Annotated in this window: 15 protein-coding genes and 1 tRNA gene; 6 read left to right on the top strand and 10 right to left on the bottom strand. The window is 64.1% G+C overall.

What is annotated here, in order from left to right:
• The first annotated feature begins 513 nt into the window (after window positions 1–513).
• Window positions 514–5,193: an autotransporter outer membrane beta-barrel domain-containing protein gene (locus CAL22_RS15980; RefSeq protein ID WP_094814913.1), complete on the top strand. Its 4,680-nt coding sequence runs from the start codon at window positions 514–516 to the stop codon at window positions 5,191–5,193.
• Here CAL22_RS15980 and CAL22_RS15975 read toward each other — a convergent pair.
• The 8 genes from CAL22_RS15975 to CAL22_RS15940 all read right to left on the bottom strand — a co-directional run bounded on the left by CAL22_RS15975 (window position 5,177) and on the right by CAL22_RS15940 (window position 14,861).
• On the bottom strand, window positions 5,177–6,037 hold the full coding sequence (locus CAL22_RS15975) for an HpcH/HpaI aldolase/citrate lyase family protein (RefSeq protein WP_094814911.1): 861 nt from the start codon (window positions 6,035–6,037) through the stop codon (window positions 5,177–5,179). The two genes, CAL22_RS15980 and CAL22_RS15975, sit on opposite strands and share 17 nt — an antisense overlap.
• 3 nt (window positions 6,038–6,040) lie before the next feature.
• Window positions 6,041–6,838: a GntR family transcriptional regulator gene (locus CAL22_RS15970; RefSeq protein ID WP_094814909.1), complete on the bottom strand. Its 798-nt coding sequence runs from the start codon at window positions 6,836–6,838 to the stop codon at window positions 6,041–6,043.
• Window positions 6,835–8,055: a CaiB/BaiF CoA transferase family protein gene (locus CAL22_RS15965; RefSeq protein ID WP_094814907.1), complete on the bottom strand. Its 1,221-nt coding sequence runs from the start codon at window positions 8,053–8,055 to the stop codon at window positions 6,835–6,837. Before CAL22_RS15965 ends, CAL22_RS15970 begins: the two co-directional genes overlap by 4 nt.
• Window positions 8,052–9,224 (bottom strand): acyl-CoA dehydrogenase family protein, encoded by a 1,173-nt coding sequence (locus tag CAL22_RS15960; protein ID WP_094814905.1) that lies wholly within the window; start codon window positions 9,222–9,224, stop codon window positions 8,052–8,054. The genes CAL22_RS15965 and CAL22_RS15960 overlap by 4 nt, the downstream gene beginning before the upstream one ends.
• Entirely contained in the window at window positions 9,221–10,636 is a 1,416-nt protein-coding gene (locus tag CAL22_RS15955; protein WP_244193908.1) for an MmgE/PrpD family protein, read from the bottom strand. Before CAL22_RS15955 ends, CAL22_RS15960 begins: the two co-directional genes overlap by 4 nt.
• Before the next feature lie 5 nt (window positions 10,637–10,641).
• A complete protein-coding gene (locus CAL22_RS15950) occupies window positions 10,642–11,622 on the bottom strand; it encodes a Bug family tripartite tricarboxylate transporter substrate binding protein (RefSeq protein WP_094814901.1) in 981 nt (326 codons plus the stop codon).
• A 23-nt stretch (window positions 11,623–11,645) separates the two neighbouring features.
• Window positions 11,646–12,155 carry a MaoC family dehydratase gene (locus CAL22_RS15945; protein ID WP_094814899.1) on the bottom strand — a complete coding sequence of 170 codons (510 nt, stop codon included), beginning with the start codon at window positions 12,153–12,155 and terminating at the stop codon, window positions 11,646–11,648.
• A gap of 126 nt (window positions 12,156–12,281) precedes the next feature.
• The gene (locus CAL22_RS15940) at window positions 12,282–14,861 is read right to left on the bottom strand and encodes a sensor domain-containing protein (protein ID WP_094816698.1); all 2,580 of its coding nucleotides are present in this window, start codon (window positions 14,859–14,861) and stop codon (window positions 12,282–12,284) included.
• Between the two features lie 327 nt (window positions 14,862–15,188).
• On the opposite strand from CAL22_RS15940, the gene CAL22_RS15935 reads away from it, so the two are divergent.
• A complete protein-coding gene (locus CAL22_RS15935; protein ID WP_244193907.1) occupies window positions 15,189–16,571 on the top strand; it encodes a hypothetical protein in 1,383 nt (460 codons plus the stop codon).
• Between the two features lie 115 nt (window positions 16,572–16,686).
• Complete coding sequence (locus CAL22_RS15930) at window positions 16,687–17,208, top strand: DUF4142 domain-containing protein (RefSeq protein ID WP_094814897.1); 522 nt, start codon at window positions 16,687–16,689, stop codon at window positions 17,206–17,208.
• A 180-nt stretch (window positions 17,209–17,388) separates the two neighbouring features.
• Here CAL22_RS15930 and CAL22_RS15925 read toward each other — a convergent pair whose 3' ends face one another.
• Window positions 17,389–17,982 (bottom strand): hypothetical protein, encoded by a 594-nt coding sequence (locus CAL22_RS15925; RefSeq protein ID WP_094814895.1) that lies wholly within the window; start codon window positions 17,980–17,982, stop codon window positions 17,389–17,391.
• Window positions 17,983–18,070: 88 nt separating this feature from the next.
• Entirely contained in the window at window positions 18,071–19,357 is a 1,287-nt protein-coding gene (locus CAL22_RS15920; protein WP_094814893.1) for a phospholipase A, read from the bottom strand.
• A 182-nt stretch (window positions 19,358–19,539) separates the two neighbouring features.
• On the opposite strand from CAL22_RS15920, the gene CAL22_RS15915 reads away from it, so the two are divergent.
• The 3 genes from CAL22_RS15915 (at window position 19,540) to CAL22_RS15905 (ending at window position 21,766) form a co-directional block, all read left to right on the top strand.
• Window positions 19,540–19,616 (top strand) — tRNA-Arg (locus CAL22_RS15915).
• Between the two features lie 54 nt (window positions 19,617–19,670).
• Window positions 19,671–20,588, top strand: a complete 918-nt coding sequence (locus CAL22_RS15910) for a LysR family transcriptional regulator (RefSeq protein ID WP_094814891.1) — start codon at window positions 19,671–19,673, stop codon at window positions 20,586–20,588.
• A gap of 179 nt (window positions 20,589–20,767) precedes the next feature.
• Window positions 20,768–21,766 carry a threonine ammonia-lyase gene (locus tag CAL22_RS15905; RefSeq protein ID WP_244193906.1) on the top strand — a complete coding sequence of 333 codons (999 nt, stop codon included), beginning with the start codon at window positions 20,768–20,770 and terminating at the stop codon, window positions 21,764–21,766.
• Window position 21,767: the final 1 nt, after the last annotated feature.

The following is a 21,767-nucleotide window of genomic DNA, read 5'->3' as shown; positions in this document are numbered from 1 at the left end:
TGCACACCCTCCCGTATGGACGGGCGCCAGATTTGGCGCTTTGCGGGGTCACGGCGGCCAGGGCGCGTTACGGTTTACGTGGATAGCTGAGCCCGCCTCCGGCCGCGAAAATGTGCCGGGCAGGCGCAGCGTCATACGCAATCGCTGCGTCAATTGCCATTTATTATTCAATAATCGCAGATTCTGCAACAATAAAATAATAGTAGCCCTCATCCTGAGTTAACTGCTAGGCTGAATCGCTTTTCATATTGAAACCCGATGCCCGCGGCGCCACGACAAGCTCGTGGCCGTTGAATCTCTAACGCAAGCGGCGTCGGCGCTTCAATTTCGGTTGTCTCACAATGGCTGTACAGGCGGTAACCACGGAGGTGAGTTATGTGTTCCAGTCTAGGCCGAACTACTCCTGCTCGCAGAGCCTTAACGGCGGCGCTTTTGGCGAGCCCCCTGATTCTAGTGAGAACCGAAGCGTTCGCCGCTGCCTTTACTTGGGACCTGCCCGGGTCAGGCGACTGGATGACGCCAGGAAACTGGACGCCGGCCGGCCCGCCCGATGGCGGCGGCAATGTGGTGGTCGACAACGGGGGCACTGCGGTGTTGGCTCCCGGTTCCGGGACGTATGGGGTCAGCACCATCAATCTGGGCAGCACCAGAGGCACGGGCGCTTTGGTGGTCACCGGCGCGACGCTCACTACCGGCGGGTTGTCGATCGGCGACAACAACACGGGAAGCCTGACGCTCAATAATGCGACCGTGTCCGCAGGGTATTACAACGTCATCGACATCGGGCTGGGCGGAAATGGCAACGGCCTTGTGACAATCAATGGCGGATCGCTGATATCCAATCAGTACCTGAATGTGGGCAGCACGGGCAAGGGTACGCTGATCCTCAATAGCGGACAGGTGCAGGCGGGCACCAACTGGTCGGTGAGAATCGGCGAGCAGGCCGGGTCCAACGGGCATGTCATTGTCAACGGCGGGGTATTCCGAGGCAGCTATGGTCAGGATAACTTCGTTGTGGGCAGATCCGGCGTGGGCCTGCTGGAGGTCAACAACAATGGCGTGGTCAATACGTCCTGGATATTCGTGGGCGGAGAGTACCGCAACAGCAGCTCCCCGACGTCGTCGGGCGGCACGGGCACCATCATTCTGAATGACGATGCGCTGCTGACCAGTGCCGATGGCATCGTCATCGGCGGCCAGGGAAGCCAGGGGGATGTCACCGCCAACGACCGGTCAAAGATAAGCAGTAATGTTGACATTTACGTGGGGTATGGCGGACCGGGCACTCTCACCTTAAACGGCGCCCAGGCCTCCGCCAGCGGTAATTATTACGTGGGTTATACCGGGCAGGGTGTTCTCACCCTCGACGGCGGACGCGCCTCCGGAGCGAGGGCCGTCATCGGCTCACAGGGCGGATCCACAGGTGCGCTGCGTATCACCAACGGGGGGGTGTTTACGATTGATGGCGGTACGGTGGGCAGTGCGACCAATGCCGTCGGGAGCGCCCTGGTTTCCGGGGCTGGTTCCGAATGGCGGGTTAACGGGATACTTTATTTTGGCGGCAACGGGCAGGGCACACTGACGCTGCAGAATGGCGGCAAGGCCACCGTGACCTCCGGTATTTCCTTGGGCCCGGGGGCCGGCAAGGGGGTGGTGAATATCGGCTCCGAGGCAGGGCAGGCGCCCGTCGCGCCCGGCACCGTGGACGGGCCGTCCGTGGTCTTTGGCCCGGGCACGGCGGAGTTGAATTTCAATCACACGTCCGCCAATTATGTCTTCTCTCCGGCGCTCAACAGTAGTGCGGCGGGCACGCAAAGCGTCAGTAATTACGCCGGGAAGACCACCTTGACGGGGGGCAACGCCAATTATCAAGGGAGAGTCAACGTATACGGCGGTGAACTCGCCGTGGATGCGGCCGCGACCACGAGTACCCAGAACCTGGGTACGGGAGGCGTATTCATCGACCGCGATGGGCTGCTGACGCTCAACACCACCGGTGCCATGGCCTTCACTAACGTGCTGACCGGCACGGGCACATTGCAGGCTAGCAATGGCGGGCAGAGTTTCAGCTTCGGCGCAGGCGTGGGCTCGGCTTATGCCGGTGCGGTGAAGTTAGGCCAGAACCGGTTTGAGCTCGGCGACGCCTCCGGCGTCAACGCCAATACCGCCGCGCTGACCAACGCCACCCTGGTGCTGCAGGCCGGCAACACGACCGACGTGGGGCAGGGATCCCAAGCGATTGGCGGATTGATCATCGATGGCGGCACACTCAACTTCGATGTCACCACACCTAACTCTTCCGTTTCCAATGGCACGATCGACACCAGTGGTTTGCTGGATGCCGGTCGCGTGGGTAATGTGGGCATCGTGTTGCCACCTGGTGTCGATATTAAGAACTACACCCCGACGGCCCCCGGCACCGCACATTTGTTCGATCAGCAAAAAGGTATCGGTGGGGTCGATATCAAGCTGGTCAATAGCCTGGGCACCTTAAGTGGCACAGGGGCGAACCTGGTCTTGGTCGACCAGAGCAGCAATGTCATCACCGATGCGCAAGTGGTCAATCTCTTACAGGGGGGCGTGCTGGCTGCGGAGGCGACCTACGACTACCGTTTGCACACCGGCCTGCGAGATGACGGGCTCTATGCCGGTTATGGCTTGACCCAGTTGAATCTGATAGGGACGGGCGCCGATGCCCTGATGCTGAACCTGTCGGGCGCCTCGGGCTTGGTCAACAATCTGGACGTCAAGGTGACCGGAGCGGGCGACCTCGCGGTGGACGCCTTGTCCGGGCGTTTTAACGTCATTTCCTTGTCCGGCACGCACAACGATTATACCGGCGTGACCGATGTGCGCACGGGCACGCTGCTCATGGCCAACCCCAATGTGCTTGGCAAGACCGCCGAGCTGTTGTTGCAAGGCGGCGCCATCGCGGACTTGGCGGGCTACAACCAAAGTGTGGGCAAATTGACGACGTCGGCGGGTTCGGCGGTCCATCTCGATGGCGCGACCTTGACCGTCACGGATGCTCAGCGCCAGGCCGGTGACACCTCTGGCGGCTATCTGGCCAACAATACGCTGTTTGGGCCTGGGCAATTGGTCATCGATCCTTCGGTGTTGGCCATCGATGGCCAGCAGAGCGGATTTACCGGTACGGTGACGGTCACGGGCGGATCCACGGTCGTGCTCAACACGGCCGACGGCCTGGATACGGCCGTGGGAACCCAGGGCGTGGCCGGGATCGGCGTCAATCTGGTGACCGCGGCGGATCGACTGGTGTTTGGCGATCTGTCGCAACACACCAGCTCGGCCGTTACCGGTTTTCAGAATGGGGCGACCACGCTGATGATCGCCGGTGCCGGACAGGTACAGGTGATGGATAAGGCGGATGTGACCTTTCTGAAGGACATGACCTATACCGGAGGCACCACGATAGGCGCGGCCAGCCGGCTGCAGCTGGGCGATGGCGGCACCACGGGTTCCATTGTCGGCAATGTGGCCAATAGCGGAACCCTGGCCTTTAACCGTGCCGATGACATCACGTTCGCCGGCGTGATTTCCGGCAGTGGCGGCGTGACCCAGGATGGCGCAGGCAGCACCATGCTATCGGGGGCCAATACCTATCGAGGGGCCACGCAGATCAACCAGGGCGTGTTGGCGGCTGGCGCGGCCAACGTATTCAGTCCCAACTCCGCCGTCACGGTGGGGGCGGCCGGCATGATGAAGCTCCTGGGTTTGTCCCAGACGGTGGGCGGCATGAACAACGCCGGGGTGGTGGATCTGGGCGGCGCGCCTGGCACCGTGCTGACCGTAAGCAACAACTATGCGTCCAATGGCGGGTCGTTGCTGACCCGAGTGGCGCTGGGCAACGACAGCTCCGTGGCCGATAAAGTCGTGGCCGGCAGCGTGACGGTCGACTCGGGCGGCGCTACGCGAGTGTTCGTCAGCAATGCGGGTGGATTAGGTGCCCTGACATCGAACGACGGCATCGAACTCGTGCATGTGACCGGGGGAGCGGCCGCATCGGCGGCGGACGCCTTTGTCCTCGGGTCGGCCGTCAAGGCAGGCGCTTATGAGTACCAATTGTTTCAGCATGGCGTGCGGGATGCCAATGGCAACTGGTATCTGCGCTCTTCGTTGGATGTTCCGGTCGACCCGGTCGACCCGGTTATCCCGACAGACCCCTATCGGCCGGAAGTGCCGGTGTATATGAGCTCTCCGGGCTTGGCCAGCCGCTTTGGGCTGGCCATGCTGGGTACTTGCGATGACCGATCCGGCGCCTACGTCGACGCCATGACCACAAATTGTGGTGACGCGGGAGCGGGCAAAGCCGTATGGGGCAGGCTGTTCGGTCAGAAAGGCAACACGGATTTTGCCGGTTCTGGTTTTGAGGACAGGCTCGAAGCTTTCGCCAGCAAGGGGCCCGCCTACCATTACACCTTGAGCGGGTTTCAGACCGGGGTGGATTTGTACCGCAGCCTGGATGACAACAACGCGGGCAATATCGCAGGCGTTTATTTCGGGGCGGGGCAGGCACAGGCCAAAGTCGATCAGGCCAACGGCGGCCGTGTCGGCCGCGTCGATATGGACGCGTACTCCGCAGGCGCCTACTTCACGCGTCGCGCCACTACCGGCTGGTATGTCGATGTGGTTGCGCAGGCTACCCGGTATGGCAGGATCAAAGCCAAGTCCGATGATGGCGAGCGCCTGCGCTCCGACGGCTGGGGCTATGTCGGCTCGCTGGAAACCGGTTATCCGATTGCCCTGAGCGAAAAATTCTCCTTCATTCCGCAGGCGCAGCTGATCTATCAGCATGTGTCCTTGACGGGAGGCAGTGACAGCTTCGGGAGCGTGGATTACCGGCCGAGCAATGCGCTGTATGGCCGGGTCGGTGGTAAGTTGAGCATGGACCTGTCCTCGCGCCCGGACCGCAATCTGAGCGCGTTTGCCCGGGCCAACCTCTGGCAGGACTTCGGCGCGAAGGCGAAAACCGAGTTCAATACTCTGGACGGCCAGAACCCGGTGCTGCTCAAAACCAAGCTGGGGGGCAGTTGGGCGCAGGTCGGCGCGGGCATCACGGGCCAGGTCGGCAAGAGCACCAGCCTTTATACCTCCATCGACTACAACTTCCCCATAGACAGCGGCAAGGGGTCGGGCATCGGAGCAATGGTGGGATTCAAATACCAGTGGTGAGTCCTGTGGGCCGGGCCGCATGCTGCGGCCCGGGCACGGCAGCCGCCTGAGCCTCATCGACGATGGCTTGCGCCAGCTTGGCGATGGGCTTGTCAACCAGCTTACCGTCCACGGCCACCGCGCCCAGCGGCGCTTCGGCCAGCGCCTGCACGACGCGCCGCGCCCAGGTCACTTCCGCTTCGCTGGGCGCAAAGCCCTGATTGACCACCCCGACCTGCTTGGGGTGAATGCACAGTTTGGCGCCCATGCCCCAGCGTTTGGAGCGGCGCACTTCCTCTTCCAGGCGGATGGCATCGTCTGTGGCCAGTGATACGCCATCGATGGGCGGCAGCAGGCCGGCATGACGCGAATGCAATACCAACTGGGTACGTACCGCGTCGAGTTCCGGGCCGTCGCCCTGTATTCCCGAGTCAGCCATGAAGTCAAAGGAGCCGAAGGCCAGCCGCTCGACGCGTGGCGCCGCCGCCAGTTCGGCCAGGTTGAACCAGCCCGCCACGGATTCCACCAGTGGCAGGATGCGCTGTTGGGCGTTGAGCACGCGCGCGAGGCTTTCCAGTTCCGGGCGCGCCTGCGCTTTGGGCAGCATCACGCGGCTGACTGCCGGCCAGGCCAGCAAGGCGCGGTCGGCCTCATGCCAGGGCGTGTCCGCCGGATTGATGCGCAGGCAAACCTGCACGTCGGTGTCGCGCAGCCAGAGGGCAACCGCCTCGCGCGCGGCATCCTTACGCTGCGGGGTGACCGCGTCCTCGAGGTCGATGATGACCTGATGCGCGCCGCTGCGCACGGCTTTGTCGAAGCGCTCGGGACGATCTCCCGGCACGAAAAGAAAACTGCGATCTGTCATGGGTCAGCGGTCCTTCATGCCCACGCCCCATTCGCGGCGCAGGACGGTGCTGTAGCTGAAGCGGTCGGCCGGATGAATGCTGGTGGCCAACTCGACGAGCTGGTTGCGCCGGTTGCGATATTTGCGGGTGACCAGCAGCGCCGCGGTATGCGGCTGGGCGTTGAGTTGCTGCGCGTCGGCACTGGTCAGGACGACGGCCCGGATCTCCTGCTCAACCGCGGCGATCACCTCGCCGAAGTGTTTTTCGATCTGGGCGTGCACCGCGCCTTTGAGCGGGCCATGCATGCCCTGGATGGAGCGGAAGGCGGGATGGATCCAGATCTCGGTCGTGCAGATGGGTTCCGCGGGATTGCCGGCGTGGCGCCGGCCCTGCAGGTGCAGCCAGGTTTCGCCGGCCGTCGCATCCAGGGCGCGGGCGCGTTCGGCATCGATCTCGCGCGTCTGGCGCGATTCGATGACCAAGGTCGTTTCGGATGCGTACTGGTAGAGATCGCTGACATCGGCCACGCTTTGCCGATAGCCGGTGGACACCGTGCGCGCACAGACCGTCGTGCCGATGCGCGGTTGGCGCACCACCAGGCCGAGGTCGACCAGGCGCTTGACCGCCTCCCTCGCGGTCGAGCGGCTCACGCCGAACTGCTCGCACAGTTCGAACTCGGTCGGCATTTGCGAACCGACCGGATACTGCCCGCTCTCGATTTCGCTCAGCAGCGTCTGCGCCAATTGCATATAGCGCGGCTGGCTGGCTTTCAGCGCCGGGTTCAGCGCGAAAGGAGAGGCGGAGGCGGCGTCGGAGGTCATATCACGGAGCGGTGGCGGAGCTGATCAATATCCTCCGCATCGTAGCCGAGTTCGCGCAGGAGTTCGTCAGTGTTGGCCCCCATGGACGGCGCCGGATTGACCGGGTGCGGTCCGGCGCGCACCGGCGAGGCCACCATGCGTACGTCGCCTTGCGGATGGGCGAAGTCCAGCACCCGCTCCTGTTCCCTGACGAAATCGCTGTCGAGCGCCTGCTGCACGTCATAGACCGGGGCGGCCGGAACCTTGCCGGCGAAGCGGCGCATCCATTCCGCGGTGTCTTCCTGTTGCAGGACCGCATCCAGCTCTTCGGTCAGGCGCTCGCGATTGGCCAGACGGTCCCTGAATGTCTTGTAGTGCGCCGCCGTGATCCATTCCGGTTTGCCGACGCACTCGGCCAGCACGCCGAAGAACTTTTCCTTGTTGCACATGAGAAAAATCCACCCATCGCGGGTCTTGTACAACTGGCTCGGGGTCAGCGAGGGATGGCCGGAGCGCGGTTCACGGCCGATGGCTTTGCCGGCATTCAGGTACCAGGTCGCCACATAGGCCAGGTTGTGCAGTGCGACGTCGAACAGGCTGACGTCGATATCGCGTCCCTGGCCGCTGGCGCGCGCGCCCAGGACACCGGCCAGCAGCCCCATGGCGGCCGTGGTGCCCGTCATCAGATCGATGATGGACAGGCCCATGCGCGCCGGGGGGCCGTCCGGTTCACCGGTCAGGGAGAGATAGCCCGCCTCGGCCTGCATGAGATAGTCGTAGCCGGGCCAGGCCGCGCGCGAACCGCTGCGGCCATAGGCCGAAAGATGGCCGCAGACCAGTTGCGGATTCACGTCTTTGAGCTGCTCATAAGTCAGCCCCAGCTTGCCCGGTAGATCGCCGCGCAGGTTGTTGAACACCACGTCGGCGCCGGCGGCCAGCTCGCGCAGCACCTTCTTGCCTTCGGGCAGTTTGAGGTCCAGGGTGATGCTTTTTTTGTTGCGATTGAAGGACTGGTAGAAATGGCTGTCGCCCGGGCCGAAGTAGTGCGGCCCGACCGAACGGCCCACGTCGCCGCCGTCGCGCGGGTTCTCGATCTTGATGACTTCGGCGCCCAAGTCGGCCAGATGTTGGGTGCCGAAGGGGCCGGCGCCGTACTGCTCGACGGCGATGATGCGCAGGCCGGCCAGGGGCAGGCCTGTCTGCGGCAGGGAAGAGGAGGGTTCGCTGGCGGCGTTCATGCCGGATTCCTTTCGATCAATTGCTTGGCGATGATGATGCGTTGTAGTTCGTTGGTGCCTTCGCCGATGAGCAGCAGCGGCGCGTCACGGTACAGACGCTCGACGTTGTATTCCTTGGAGTAGCCATAGCCGCCGAAGATGCGCATGGCTTCAAGCGCGTTTTCCTGGCCGGCCTCGGTGGCGAAGTATTTGGCCATGCCGGCTTCCATGTCGCAGCGCTCGCCGCGATCGAACGCGGCGGCCGCCGCATAGACGAGCAGCCGCGCGGCCTGCGTGCGGGTCGCCATCTCGCCGAGTTTCAGCTGGATGGCCTGGTGCTCGGCGATGGGCTTGCCGAAGGTCTTGCGGACCTGCGCGTAGGCGACGGCCTCGTCCAGTGCGGCCTGCGCCACGCCCAGCCCGCGTGCGGCCACATTGATGCGGCCGAGTTCCAGGCCGCCGAGCACTTGCTGCAGTCCCTTGCCTTCGACGCCGCCGACCAGGCGATCCGCCGCAACGCGATAGTCTTCGAAGGACAGTGCGCAGGTGTCGATGCCTTTGTAGCCGAGCTTCTCCAGCTTCTTGCTCACAATGAAACCGGGGCCCTTCTCGGCGATGAGCAGGCTCATGCCTTTGTGGCGCGGCTCGGCCTGCGGATCGGTCTTGACCAGCAACGCCAGGCAGTTGCCATACATGCTGTTGGTGATCCACATCTTGCTGCCGTTGACCACGTAGTCGTCACCTTCGCGGCGCGCCACCGTGCGGATGGCCTGCAGGTCGGTGCCCGCGTCGGGCTCGGTCAGCCCGACGCCGCCGCGCAGCTCGCCGGTGGCAAAGCGCGGCAGGAACTCCCGTTTCTGAGCCGGCGTGCCGGACCGCTGCACGGCCATCGCCATGATGAGATGCGAATTGATGATGCCCGAGATGGACATCCACACCGCCGACATGCGTTCGATGATCTTGGCATAGGTCGTCGTCGACAGGCCCAGCCCGCCGTACTCGGGATCGATGATGCAGCCGAACAGGCCCATTTCCTTCATCTTCTCGACGATTTCCTCGGGATAGATATCATCGTGCTCGAGACGTTGGACATGCGGCTTGACCTCGACCGCCAGGAAGCGGTCCAGCATGTCGAGGATCAGGCCTTCCTGTTCCGCGTCTTGGTGGGAGGCCAGGGATTGCGACGTCATTGACGATTCTCCATGCGGGCTTGCACGCCCAGCAGTTCGGACAGCGCGGCGGCGCTGCCGTGTTCGATATCCAGGACGGCGTTCAGCACATGATCGGCATGCTTGCGGTCGACCGCGCGCGAGGCGTTTTCATAGAACTTCACGACGATGTCTTCATTGGTGATGGGGCGGCCCGGCGCGCCGCGATTGATGGGTTCGGCATGCGAGAGCACGCGGCCATCGGCCAATTCGATATGCACTTCCCCGCCGAAATAGCGCGGAAAGTCCGCCTGCGGATCGGGCACGCACTCCACCAGCGCGGCTAGTTGCAGGGTTTGCGGATCCTGCCAGGCAGCCGGATCGAGGGCATCCAGCGTGAAGCGGCCGAAACGCAGGCCGGAGGCCACGGAGTAGGGCACGCTGAACTGGGCCTCGTAGGCGTTGGAGGGCCGCAGTTTCTTGTCGCGCGGTTCGCAGACGGCTTTCATGGCGCCAGGCGGCACCTTGGCCACGATGCGCCGGATCGGCGCGCCATTCCAGCTTTTGGACAACAGGCCGGCCGCGTCGGCGAAGGCATGCGTGAAGTGGCAGGCGGGCACCGGCTTGATGGCGACGTTCAGCGTTTCCCAGACTTCGCCCAGACCTGCGGTGACCATGCCCAGATCGCACTTTTCGTACAGCGCGCCGAGGTGGCTGGGGTACAGACCGAAACGGCCCTCGTACGCCGCGCCGGGCCCCACGAAGCCATGTTTGGCCAGGGTGGCCGCCGTGATGCCGGCCGCGGCGGCCCAGCCGGGATGCAGCCGTTTGGTCCAGGCCCCGTCCTCCAGGCATTCCAGGCTGCCGGAGGCGACCGACAGCGCGATACCTTGCGCATCGATGGTGCGCGCGGTGTCCAGGCGCAGCAGCCGGGCCGCAGCCAGGGTGCAGCCGAAGGCGCCGATCAGTCCGGTGGGATGAAACCCGATCTGGTGGAAACCGCCCTTGGCGGCCGCGCCCAGGCGCGTGGCGGTTTCCATGCCGAGGACGTAGGCATTGAGCAGGTCGCGGCCCGACGCATTCAGGCGCGTGGACAGCCCCAACACAGCGGGAAGCACGGAAGTCGTGGCATGGATGACGCCGCTGGGATGGGTGTCGTCATAGTCCAGCCCGTGAATGAGCAGGGCATTCATGATGACCGCATCGCGCATGGGCAGTTTCTGGCCGTGGCCGATGACGGGCTGGTCGCCGCCGGGGCCGGCCAGTTCGCGCAGACCGGCCAGGGTCTGGCGAGCGAAGTCCCATTGCGTCGAAGCCAGCGCGATGCCCAAGGCGTCGAGCATGAGGTGGGTGGCGCGCAGGCGGACTTCGGCCGGGATATGGTCGATATCGGCGTGCACGGCATGGTGCGCCAGTTGCGCCGACAGGCGCGTCGTCGTGTCGGATGTCGTCATGAGGATCAGTCCACCTTGGCGCCAGCGAGGTTCACCGCGATGGCCCATTTGTCGATTTCAGATTGGATATAGCTGCGAAACTCCGCCGGCGGCATCACCACGGCCTCCGCGCCCAGACCGTTGAGCACGCGCCCGACTTCCGGTGCTGTGGTCCAGTTTTTGGCCAGCGCCTGGTAGATCTTGTCGATGATGGGTTGAGGCGTGCCCTTGGGGGCGGCCAGACCGACCCAGGCGGGCGCCACGAAATGGCCCAGGCCCGCTTCTTCCATGGTCGGGATCTCGGGCGCGGCGGGATTGCGTTTTTCGCTGGCCACGGCCAACACGCGCAATTTGCCGTTGCGCGCATAGGGCAGCAGCACGGCGCCGGTGTCGATCATGGCGCTGACCTGGCCGCCGATGAGGTCGGTGGCCGCTGCGGGGCTGCCTTTATAGGGCACATGTACCAGGTCCATGCCCTGCTCGTGCTTGAGCAACTCCATGGTGAGGTGACTGGTCACGCCGCTGCCGCCCGAACCGTAATTGAGTTTGCCCGGCGAGGCCTTGGCGAGCTTGACGAAGTCGGCGGCCGTCTCGGCCTTGACGGAGGGATTGACCGCCAGAAACAGAGGGACGACCGACAGCAGTGAGATGGGCTCGAAGTCCTTGAGCGGGTGGTAGGGCAGATGCGAGTACAGGCTGGGATTGATCGCCATGGTGCCGCTGGAGCCCACCACCAGGGTGTAGCCGTCCGGGTCGGCCTTGGCGACCAGATCAGAACCGATGCTGCCCGCCGCTCCGGGTTTGTTCTCGACAATGACAGGTTTGCCCAGCGCATCCTGGATTTGCTTGGCGGCGATCCGGGCCACGATGTCCGTCGCTTGCCCGGGCGGAAAACCCACGATCATACGGATGGGTCTTTCGGGATACTCGGCGTGGGCCGGCAGACTGGCGGCGCACGCGGCCACCACCGCCAGGGCGACACGCCATGGGGTTGAGAATAATTTCATTGTTTTGTCTCCTCACGTTTTTTTTAGAGTTGGTCGTCGACGGCGTGGCCGCGCTTGGGCACGAGCGACATACGCAGAAACTCCATGACCATCACGCCGTTCTGATTGAAGGCGCGTGTGCGGGTGGTCACAATGCCCTGGGTCGGGCGGCTTTTCGAGGGGCGGACCTCCAGCACTTCCGATTCGGCGTACAGCGTATCGCCGCCGAAGACCGGAGCGGTCAGCTTGATTTCCTTCCAGCCCAGATTGGCGACGGCCTTGGCGCTGACGTCATTGACGGTCATGCCCAGCACCACCGCCAGCGACAGGCCGCTGTTGACCAGCAGGCGGCCGAACTCGCTCTTGGCGGCGTAGTTGGCGTCGCAGTGCATGGGGTGGGCATTCATGGTCAACAGCGAGAACTGAATGTTGTCGTTGTCCGTGATGGTGCGGCCCGGACGATGTTCATACACGTGGCCGGGCTGGAAATCCTCGAGATAACGGCCGTAGGAAGCCCGAAAACGCTGAGGGCCGACTTCGATGGCAGACTGCATGAAACATCCTCCTCACTTATTTGTACGTATTGATTATTTGTTCGTACAAATAAGTGTAGGCGGAATGGATTTCTAAAGTATTGGGGTTTACCAGCACGCTGCGCTGCCTGGCGGGCCCGGCGGCCTTCAGTGAGCGCCGCGCGCGGGCGACAGCACGGCCGGCAGTTCCCGGCGCAGCCAGTTTTCGAGTTCGGTGGCCGGCAGCGGGCGGGAGAACAGGTGGCCCTGGGCTACCGGGTAGCCTTGGTCACGCAGCATTTGGTTCTGCGTGGCGGTTTCGACCCCTTCGGCCACGACGGTCAATTGCAGGCTCTCGCCAATACCGAGAATCGCCGCGCTGAGTGCGCTGGCCGCCGCATCGTGATCCAGATCCGCCACGAAGCTGCGGTCCAGTTTGAGTTCCGAGACGGGCAGGCGGCGCAAATAACTGAGGCTGGAGTAGCCCGTGCCGAAGTCGTCCATGGACAGGCGCACGCCCAGCGCATGGACTTGGGCAATGGTGCGCATGGTGCTGGGGTGGGTATCGAGCAGGATGCTCTCGGTCAGCTCCAGCGTGAGGTCATCCGGCGCGAGGCCATGTCTGCGCAAGGTCTCGGAGATCATGCGCGGCAGGTCGGGGTTATGGAAGCTGGTGGGCGACAGATTCACCGACACGGCGGGCACGGTCATGCCGCTGGCGCGCCATTCCGCCAATTGGCGGCAGGCCGTACGGACGGCCCAACGGCCCAGATCGGCGATCAGCCCGCATTCCTCGGCCAGTGGAATGAAGCGCGAGGGCGGGATTTCGCCCAGGGTAGGATGGGTCCAGCGGGCCAGGGCCTCCACGCCATAGAGGCGGCCGGACGCCAGCGCGATCTGGGGTTGATAGTCCAGCCGCAACAAGCCTTTCTTCAGGGCCAGGCGCAAATCGTTTTCCAGCGCCAGGCGCTCCTGCGCCAGACGGTTCATGTCCGCACTGAAAAAGCTGAAGCCGCCGCGCCCGGCGGCCTTGGCTTCGTGCATGGCTAGGTCGGCGCGCTGCAGCAGCGTATCCATATCCTTGCCATCCGTGGGAAACAGCGCCACGCCCACGCAGGCCGAAACCGACAGATCGGTGTTGGCCAGCCGCAGCGGCTGGGCCAACTCGTTTTGTAGGTGCTCGACGACGTCGGCCGCGCGGTCGGCATCCGTGTTCGGCAGCACGACCACGAAATCGTCGCCGGACAGCCGTCCCATCAGATCGTTGGGGCGTAGTCTGGCGCGCATGCGGTCGGCGGCGGTCCGCAACAACTCGTCGCCGGCGATGTGGCCCAGCGTGTCGTTGACCTGTTTAAAGCGATCCAGATCAATGAACAGCACGGCCAGCGGCGTCTTGTTGCGCACGGCCGCGGTAATTGCCTGGGCCGCCTTGGCCAGCAAGAGATTGCGGTTGGGGATGCCCGTCAGATCATCGTAGAAGGCCAATTGACGGATGCGCTGGCGGGCGTGTTCGCGCTCCAGCGCCAGGGCGCACAAGTGCGTGCAGGCATCGACTAGGCTCTGGTGGAAGGCCTGCGCCGCCGCATTGCGCGGTTGCCGGTAGTAAAACGCGAAGTAACCCACCACCGTATTCTGGCTGCTGCGAATGGGGGTGGCGCAGCAGCCGGTGAAGCCCTGCGGCAGCACCATGTCCAGGCAATTGGAGCACAGCAACTCGATGGCGTGGTCCTCCACGCGGCCGCCGTCCTGATGCATGTCCGGATCCGGACGCGCGGCGCAGCCAGCCCCGATGGACGCGCTTTGCAGCTCCTGGCAGAAATGGGGGGGAAGACTGGGCGCGGCCAGGGTGCGCAGGCCCGCGTCATGATCCACTTCGAGGATGATGGTGGCGATCTCGGGCGCGATGCGCTCGACTTCCTTGCAGACGAGTTCGAGTACGTCGGTGAGCGCCTGTTCGCGCACCATGGCTTCCAGCACTTGCTGCTGCAGGGCCTCATGCAGTTTGGCGTGGGTGATGTCCGTGAACATCGTCACGATATGGGTGATCCTGCCCTGGCTGCCGAAGATCGGGTTGGTGATGATCTTGGCCCAATAGCGTTGGCCCTGTTTGCCGACCACGATCTCTTCAAGTTGGGAGGAGACGCCTTTGAGCAGTTGCTTGTGCCGTGCCTGAGCGTAGGCACGGCCCAGGTGGGGCGTGAGCAGTTCGACCGTGTGTTGCCCCATGACCTCTTCGGCATTCCACCCGAACATGCGGGTGAAGCCGGCGTTAGCGTAGATGAAGCGCGCCTCGTCGTCGGCCATGATGACGGCCGTATCGGTGGCGTCCGCAGCCAGGGTGAGGCGTTGCACATTGTCGAGCTGCAGTTGTTCCTGCCTGACCTGCTCGGTGATGTCGGTGGCGGCCTTCAGAATGTGCTGGATGTTGCCTTCAGGGCTGAAGACCGGCGTATAGCTGGCTTGCAGCCAGCAGCTTTTGCCGTCGCGCCCGATCTGTTCTTCTTTGATCGAACATGCTTCGCCGGCGAGCAGCCTGGGCCAGAAATCCGCATCTTCGGTAATGCCTGGGCAGAAGCTGCGCCGCTGGCGGCCGAGCACCTCCTGACGTTGCAGGCCCAGGATGGACAGGTACAGGTCGTTGGCGCGCCGCAGCCGTCCGTCGGGACTGTACTCGGCCAAAGCCATCAGTCGGTTGAGCGCCTCCAGTTGCGCCATCGGCCGATCGACAGGCTCGCTTTGCTTGAACATGCCCACCTTCTCGCAATGGCTTGCGGCGTAAAGCACGCCGCTGGTCAGGGGCTCGGGCCCGAACAGTTGCTGCGGGAGTTTCAGGGCGCGCGCCCGGGAGAGCCCGGACGCCGGCGCTGTCATGGCCAAGCTTGTTTGCTTTTTGGAATGGCCGACAGCGCTGCCTTGTTTGACTTTAGACGTTATTGAGGGAATTTCAAACTAATTCTTTTCAGTGCAATGCCTCGTCGTTCTGGCATTCGATTTTGGCGTGCAAGGGCAAGCAGCTTGGCGGTGCGTCCAAGCTAAAGTAAGCTCCTGCGGCGATAGGGGTTGGACCAAAGTCAGATGAACAGACTGTCGGGCGCGATGCTGCAGCGCCGCTATGAACAACGCAAAAAAGCCCGCTGGCTCCGACTCTGGCGCGACAGCCTTTTCCTCCAGGATTCGGCTGCTCATCGCGCGGCGCTGCCCTTGGTTTTCTGCTTGATTTATCTGCTGGCCGAATGCGCGCTCAGCGCCAGGCTCATCGAAATTTGCGCCGTCGATGTCCACGGCCACGCCCTGGCGGGCGCGCGCGCCTGCGGGCGGGTTCTGAGCGCATGCGCGATCGTGTTGCTGGTATGGCCCATGCTGCGCAGCAGCACGAGCCGCGGCCGGGCTCTGCTGTATGGCGGCCTGCTGGTGGCGGCGTTGTCCTGGGCCGCAGGGAGCCTGGAACGCGTCGTCCTGGATCGCTTGATCGATGCGTCGAGTGTGCAGGCGCGCGCCACGGCGGTAGCCACCCTGCAGTGGCGCCGGGACGCGGCCGCAGCCGCACCCGAGGCCGCGCCCTTTGCCGCCCTGTGGCCGGCCGGTATGCCGGTGTCGGTGTCGGGCCAGGCGGTGGCGGCCATGGTGGGCTTTTTGATGGCGCCGGAGCCGGAACCGGTGCCGGCGGACGCGGATCTGGAGCAGGCGTATCAGCGTTTCGTGAGCAGCCAGTTCACCGTGCGCAGTCGCTTTCAGGCTTACCGCGATGCGGCGGTGTTCAGGCACGAGGCCATGGCCGCGTGGAGCGAGCCGCGGCATCGCGCCGGCGCCTCAAAGGATGCGCAGCACGCAGCCTTCGTCGCGCAGACCGAGGCCAGCTTGCGGCAGCAAGCCGGCGTGGATAGCCTGCCGCCAGGCCTGAGCCTGGGCGAGTTCGCGGCGCATCCGCTGACGCAGGCGAGCTGGCGGACCTTGCTGGCCTATCCGCAAACCAGCCCGCCCTTGTCGCTCACGCCGATAGGGCGCGAGACCTTCGCCCTGTACTACTACCGCCCGCTACGCGATGCCCGCGCGCAGCCGGCATCGGCGGTTCTGGCCGCGCCGCAGCGCTACGCCAATGGCGCCGAGCGGGAGGCCTATGGCCGGCGCGCCTATGAGCTGATGGTCGCGCCCATGCTGGGCTTGGCGCTGTCGCTGCTGGGCATGCTCACCCATTTGTGCCGCGCAGGGCTGTTGACCATTCATTACGTCAGCGGCTGGCGCTTGCGCCGCGCGGGTGTGGAACTGGTCGCGCTCGTCGCCGGTGTCTGGGCGCTGAGCCTGGCGGCGCGCAATTGGCCCGCCGGGTTGGTCGCTGACCCAGCTTATGCGGCTTGGGCTGCCTCAGGAGGGATCGATATTGGCTGGCTCGATGCCCTGGTTCGTCTTGAAGTCCTGGGCTATCCCTTGTTCGACCTCGTCTTTCATGTGCTGTTCTGAAGCGGTCCGCCGTGAGCGACAGCCAGTCCGCGGGCGGGGTATAAGAAGAGCAGCGCATACGCGGTTATGCTTACCCACTGGCGCCGGTCCAGGCGCCCCTGCTCAGGGAGTCACGATGAACATGAAGTCCTTGGCCCGCAACGGGCTGGTGTTGGCGGTTCTTGCGCTGTCCGGCACCGTGTTCGCGCAAGGCGCTCTCGGCGAGGCCGACAAGCAGTTTCTGGAGCGCGCCATACAGGGCGGCTATGCCGAGATCGCGGGCGGAAAACTGGCGGCCTCCCACTCGAGTACTGCCGGCGTCAAGCAATTTGGCGAACTCATGATCGCCGACCATGCGCGCCTGACCGACGAACTGATTGCGCTGGCGCGGAAAAAGGGTGTGCAGCCGCCGGAAGATCTGTCGTTTGCCCAGAAGGGCAAGCTGGCCGTGATCGGCGCCGAAAGCGGTCCGGATTTCGACAAAGCCTATGTCGATCAGGTGGCGGTCGCCGCGCATGAGGATGCGATCAAGCTCTTTCAGCAGACCGAAGCGCAAGGCAAGGACGAGGACGTCAAGGCCTTTCTGGCGCGGGCGCTGCCGGTGCTGCAACATCATCTGGACATGGCGCGCCAGTTGCAAGGGCCCAAGCCGCGCTAGCTGTCCGCCCGCCTGTCGGCCCGGTTTGACCTTTATCAAGACCGGGGCCGGCACTCCTGTCTACCATGGGTTTGTCGCGGCTTCCCCGAACCAGTCGCGACAATTCGCAATAGGAACCTCGAGTTGGCCCTGGAGGCTTGCCCTCCAGGGCGCTTTTTTGTCTGGACGGCGCGCGCAGGTTCAGCGCGGCGCCAGCGCCGCAACCCGGGCCGGCATGGAATCGAGCACGCGCTGCACAAGATGGGCGTGGCCTTGCGGGTCATCTTCGCGTGACACGATCTGGACCACCACCAGCCGGGAGCCGGAGCCGGCCAACAGGCTGGTGTTCAGCGTGGGGGTACCGGCGAAACTGCCTTTGGCGTTGATGCGCCGCAGGCCCAGCGCGCCGGTGTGCAAGGTGTCTTCGTCGATGGGTTGATAGTCCGCCGAGGCCTGTTTTTGCTGGCTGACAAAACCTTGCGCCGCGCCATTGAGAAAGACTTTGTCGTCGTCATCGGCCGCGACCCCGCCCGGGGTCGGCGCTTCGCTGACCACCACGACCTGCCGCGCCGCGTTGTTGACAAAGAGTTGGCCGCTCGCGCCGGCCGTGCCGTCTTCGGCGCTGCCCGCAGGCAATGCGCTGGCGTCGAAGCCGTCGGGCAGGTCGAACTTCAGTTTGCCCTCTAGCAGGCTGACCGCCTGAGGCGGGCTGGCCGGGGCGGGTTCGGCGGATTGGGCCTGGCAGCCCAAGACGTAAAGGCTCAGGGCCAGGCTGAGGAGCAGACGGCGGTGCATGGCGTTCTCCGGGACGTCGGGCAGCTCCACATGCTACACGTCCCGGGACGCCTGCGGCGTGACAAGATCTGTCCTTGGGGGACGGATCTTACGGAACGAGAGACAGCCCGATGCGGAACTGCGATTCGTTGCGTTGGTTATAGCCCAGCAAGGTCTCGCCGTAACCATTGAAGTACTGCAGATGCAGATACCCGTTCATGTCGAGGAAGGTGCGCTTGAGCGGCCAGCTGAAATCCAACTGGGTGGTGCGGCGCTGGTTATCGCCCTGGCGGTACATGGCCGACACGACCGCACCACCGTCCTGTTGCCAGCGCAGTTTCCAATCCACGTGTCCGGCATAGGCCGAGTAGTCGCTGTTTTCGCTGGCGACGCCGAAGTAGGCGCGCACGCGCGGCGCGAACGACAGCGTGCTGCCGCCGTCAAAGCGGTAGTAGAGCGCCGGCTCCACATAAGCGTCGTTGACCGAGCGCGAATCGTCGCCATCTTTGCCGTTGGAGCGGTGTTCCACGCCGGTGTTGACGCCCGTGCGCCATTTCGCATTGGCGGAAGACCAGAGGCGATCGTTCTTCCAGAACACGCTGGGATTGAAGGTGGTATCGATGAAGGGCATCGAATCGCCTTGCAGATCCCACAACGAGGTCTGGGTGTAGCCCAGATAGAAATTCTCGAACCAGCGCGCATCGCGTCCATCGGCGGGGCTGAAGAGCCGGTACTTGGCGCTGAGCTGGAATCGCGCCGTGGTGCGGCCGCGCCAACCGATGTCGAAGTACATGGGCTCGTAAGCCGACAGCGCGCTGCGGAAGCTGTCAAAGCCGGAGTTCTGCGTCGTGGCTTGTTCGCGGGCCACGGTTTCGGGCGCCGGACCGGCTTCGGGCGAGGCGCCCGCGGCCACGACGACGGCGTCCGGAACGGCCTGGCCGCTATGGGCGTCGGTGACCGGCACATTGGCCGCCTGGCTCACCAGGGTGCCGCTTTCGCGGCCCGTGGCGTCCAGCGCCATCAGGGCCGGCTCGCCTTCGATGCTGATGGCTTGCAGGCCATGGGCCGAAACGGGCACGACCGCCGCCCAGGCCAGGCGCGCGAAATTATTGACCGGCACACTCAGCGCCGAGGGGTTGCCTTCCAGGCGGGCGAAGGTGCGCACGACCTGGCCCTGCGGATTGCGCCATTGCAGCACCAGGCGGGCGGGCGGCTGCCATTGGGCCCGGGTGTTGCCATCATTGAAATAGACGGCTTCTATGCGCACGGTTTCGCCGGGCGCCGCGGACGGGCGGTCGAGCCGGTAGGTGACGCCGGCCGTAGCGGGCAGGGAGGCGGCCAACAGAACGGCCAGCCCGAGAGCGCGCGTGGCGCCCGAGGCAGTCACATAGGACATGGTATTAACAGGATGATAAGGACGGGGCAATTTAGCATTTTGTCCTAGTGAATGTTCAGCCTGGCCCGCACGCCAAGCGCAACCGCTTGTAAAGCGAGCCGAGGCAATGCGCGGCACGGCAGACATCGGGCTGGCGGGCGGGCGCCGCAGCCTGGCCGCAACAGGTTACAATCCGGCCCGCGCCGCCCTTAGCTCAGTTGGATAGAGCACTCGCCTTCTAAGCGAGCGGTCACACGTTCGAATCGTGTAGGGCGGGCCAATTCCGGTTTCTTCGGGCCGGATCATCCCGATGCCTCCCCGGCAAGATGACGACATGAGCTTCAAAAGTCTGGAAGTGTTTTATTGGGTCGTCACGCTCAATAGTTTCAACAAGGCCGCCGCCAAGTTGCACACGACCCAGCCGGCCGTGTCGCAACGCGTCGCGACGCTCGAGTCTCAGCTGGGCATCAAGGTATTGGATCGCAGCTCGCGCTCGATCAAGCTCACGGCCAAGGGCCGCGTGCTCTATGACTATGCCGAACGCTTCATGGCCCTGCACGCCGAGATGATGCAGAAGGTGGCTGAAGAGCAGGCGATCAGCGGGGTCATCCGCCTGGGCGTGGCGGAAACCATCGTGCACACCTGGCTGGTGGAGTTTCTCGAGCAATGCCGCAGGCGTTATCCCAGCGTGACCATCGATTTCGTGGTGGACATCACCCCCACCTTGCGTGAGGAGCTCAAAAGCGGAGAGCTCGACATGGCTTTCATGCTGGGGCCAAGCCAGGACGACGATCTGGTCGAAACGACCTTGTGCAGCTATGAGTTGAATTTTCTGTCGGCGCCTGGCATGAAGCTTGGCAAGGAGCCGCTGTCCAACAGCGATATCGCGGCGCATCCGCTGATCACTTTTCCGCGCCGCACCTATCCCTATACTTTTCTGCGCCAGGAACTCACCACGCCTGAGCATGGAGCGCCGCGTATTTTCACCAACTGGTCGCTGTCGACCATCGTGCGCATGGCCGAAGACGGCTACGGGGTCTGCGTGGTGCCGCGCCTGGCCGTCCTGAAAGAGGTCGAGCAAGGGCGCTTGAAGGTGCGCAACACGCAGCTGGAACTGCGCGACCTGACCTTTGCGGTGGCCTATGCGCGGGGCAGCGATGAACCCACCAAGGCCGCGCTGGCGGCGCTGGCTTGCGAGATCGCCAAAGCGTCCACCGCCGGACATCGCCGGCGCCGGCGCGCCGCAAAATAGCGGCCTAGTGCTTTCCCTGATTGCCAGAGGCTTCGCGCCAGCGCGTCCATCTGGCTCTCCCAGGAGAACCCGGTATCGATAAGATAATCTTATTGTTCTCGATCAAAAATCAGGATTTGTTGTTATAGAAGGGCTCCGCTGTAATGCCAGCGCAATCTCGCATTCAGTCAGGAGCCGTCTTGCCTACTCCCTCTTCTCAAGCCGCCTTTGCAGTGTCGTTCAGCGACGTGCAGCAAGCCTACGAACGCATCCGTTCGCACATCGTCCGCACCCCGCTTCTCGAAAGCGCCACGCTTAATGCGTTGCTGGGCGCGCGGGTGCTGGTCAAGGCCGAATCGTTGCAGAACGCCGGCGCTTTCAAGTTTCGCGGCGCAGTCAATCGTTTGCTGCAGCTCAGCGCAGCGCAGCGGCAAGCCGGTGTGGTGGCGTTCTCCTCGGGCAACCATGCTCTGGCCACGTCTGCCGTGGCGCGCAAACTGGGCATTCCCGCGTCCATCATCATGCCCTCGGATGCCCCCAAGGCCAAGATCGACGGCTCGCGCGCCAATGGCGCGACCGTGGTTCTGTATGACCGCCAGAAAGACGACCGCGAAGCCATCGGCGCGGAAATCGCCGGCCGCACCGGCGCTGTGATCGTGCCGCCCTACGATGATCCGGACATCATGGCGGGCCAGGGCACGGTCGGGCTCGAGATCGTCGAACAAGCCCAGGCGCTGGGCGCCAAGCTGGACGCGGTGATCGCCGCTTCCAGCGGCGGCGGTCTGGTCGCCGGCGTGGCGACCGCGGTCAAGGCCTTGTCCGCCGACACCGCAGTCTATGCCGGCGAGCCGGCCGGGTTCGATGAGTTGGCCCGTTCGCTGGCTTCGGGGCAGCCCGAGAGCAACGCACCCGGCGCCGTGTCCATTTGCGACGCCTTGCAGGTGGTCAAGCCCGGCAAGCTCACCTTCCCGATCAATCTGCACTATCTCTCGGGCAGCCTGGTGGTGACCGACGACGATGTGCGGCGCGCCATGAAGGCCGCCTACCAGCATCTGCGTCTGGTGGTCGAACCGGGCGGCGCCGTGCCGCTGGCGGCCCTGTTGGCCGGCAAGCTCGACATTGCGGGCAAGACAGTCGCCATCGTGCTCAGCGGCGGCAATGTAGACACCTCCGTATTCATCGAAGCGCTCAACGTTTGAA

It is taken from the genome of Bordetella genomosp. 12 (genome assembly GCF_002261355.1).
Lineage (GTDB): Bacteria > Pseudomonadota > Gammaproteobacteria > Burkholderiales > Burkholderiaceae_B > Bordetella.
This window is presented reverse-complemented; position numbering and strand designations above follow the sequence as displayed.

What these genes read in the sequence shown, in the direction of transcription:
- CAL22_RS15935 (WP_244193907.1), top strand. Translation starts at nt 15,189, where the DNA reads ATGAACAGACTGTCGGGCGCGATGCTGCAGCGCCGCTATGAACAACGC.
- CAL22_RS15930 (WP_094814897.1), top strand. Translation starts at nt 16,687, where the DNA reads ATGAACATGAAGTCCTTGGCCCGCAACGGGCTGGTGTTGGCGGTTCTT.
- CAL22_RS15970 (WP_094814909.1), bottom strand. Translation starts at nt 6,838, where the DNA reads ATGACCTCCGACGCCGCCTCCGCCTCTCCTTTCGCGCTGAACCCGGCG.
- CAL22_RS15980 (WP_094814913.1), top strand. Translation starts at nt 514, where the DNA reads ATGACGCCAGGAAACTGGACGCCGGCCGGCCCGCCCGATGGCGGCGGC.
- CAL22_RS15945 (WP_094814899.1), bottom strand. Translation starts at nt 12,155, where the DNA reads ATGCAGTCTGCCATCGAAGTCGGCCCTCAGCGTTTTCGGGCTTCCTAC.
- CAL22_RS15950 (WP_094814901.1), bottom strand. Translation starts at nt 11,622, where the DNA reads ATGAAATTATTCTCAACCCCATGGCGTGTCGCCCTGGCGGTGGTGGCC.
- CAL22_RS15940 (WP_094816698.1), bottom strand. Translation starts at nt 14,861, where the DNA reads ATGTTCAAGCAAAGCGAGCCTGTCGATCGGCCGATGGCGCAACTGGAG.
- CAL22_RS15955 (WP_244193908.1), bottom strand. Translation starts at nt 10,636, where the DNA reads ATGACGACATCCGACACGACGACGCGCCTGTCGGCGCAACTGGCGCAC.
- CAL22_RS15960 (WP_094814905.1), bottom strand. Translation starts at nt 9,224, where the DNA reads ATGACGTCGCAATCCCTGGCCTCCCACCAAGACGCGGAACAGGAAGGC.
- CAL22_RS15910 (WP_094814891.1), top strand. Translation starts at nt 19,671, where the DNA reads ATGAGCTTCAAAAGTCTGGAAGTGTTTTATTGGGTCGTCACGCTCAAT.
- CAL22_RS15965 (WP_094814907.1), bottom strand. Translation starts at nt 8,055, where the DNA reads ATGAACGCCGCCAGCGAACCCTCCTCTTCCCTGCCGCAGACAGGCCTG.
- CAL22_RS15925 (WP_094814895.1), bottom strand. Translation starts at nt 17,982, where the DNA reads ATGCACCGCCGTCTGCTCCTCAGCCTGGCCCTGAGCCTTTACGTCTTG.
- CAL22_RS15920 (WP_094814893.1), bottom strand. Translation starts at nt 19,357, where the DNA reads ATGTCCTATGTGACTGCCTCGGGCGCCACGCGCGCTCTCGGGCTGGCC.
- CAL22_RS15975 (WP_094814911.1), bottom strand. Translation starts at nt 6,037, where the DNA reads ATGACAGATCGCAGTTTTCTTTTCGTGCCGGGAGATCGTCCCGAGCGC.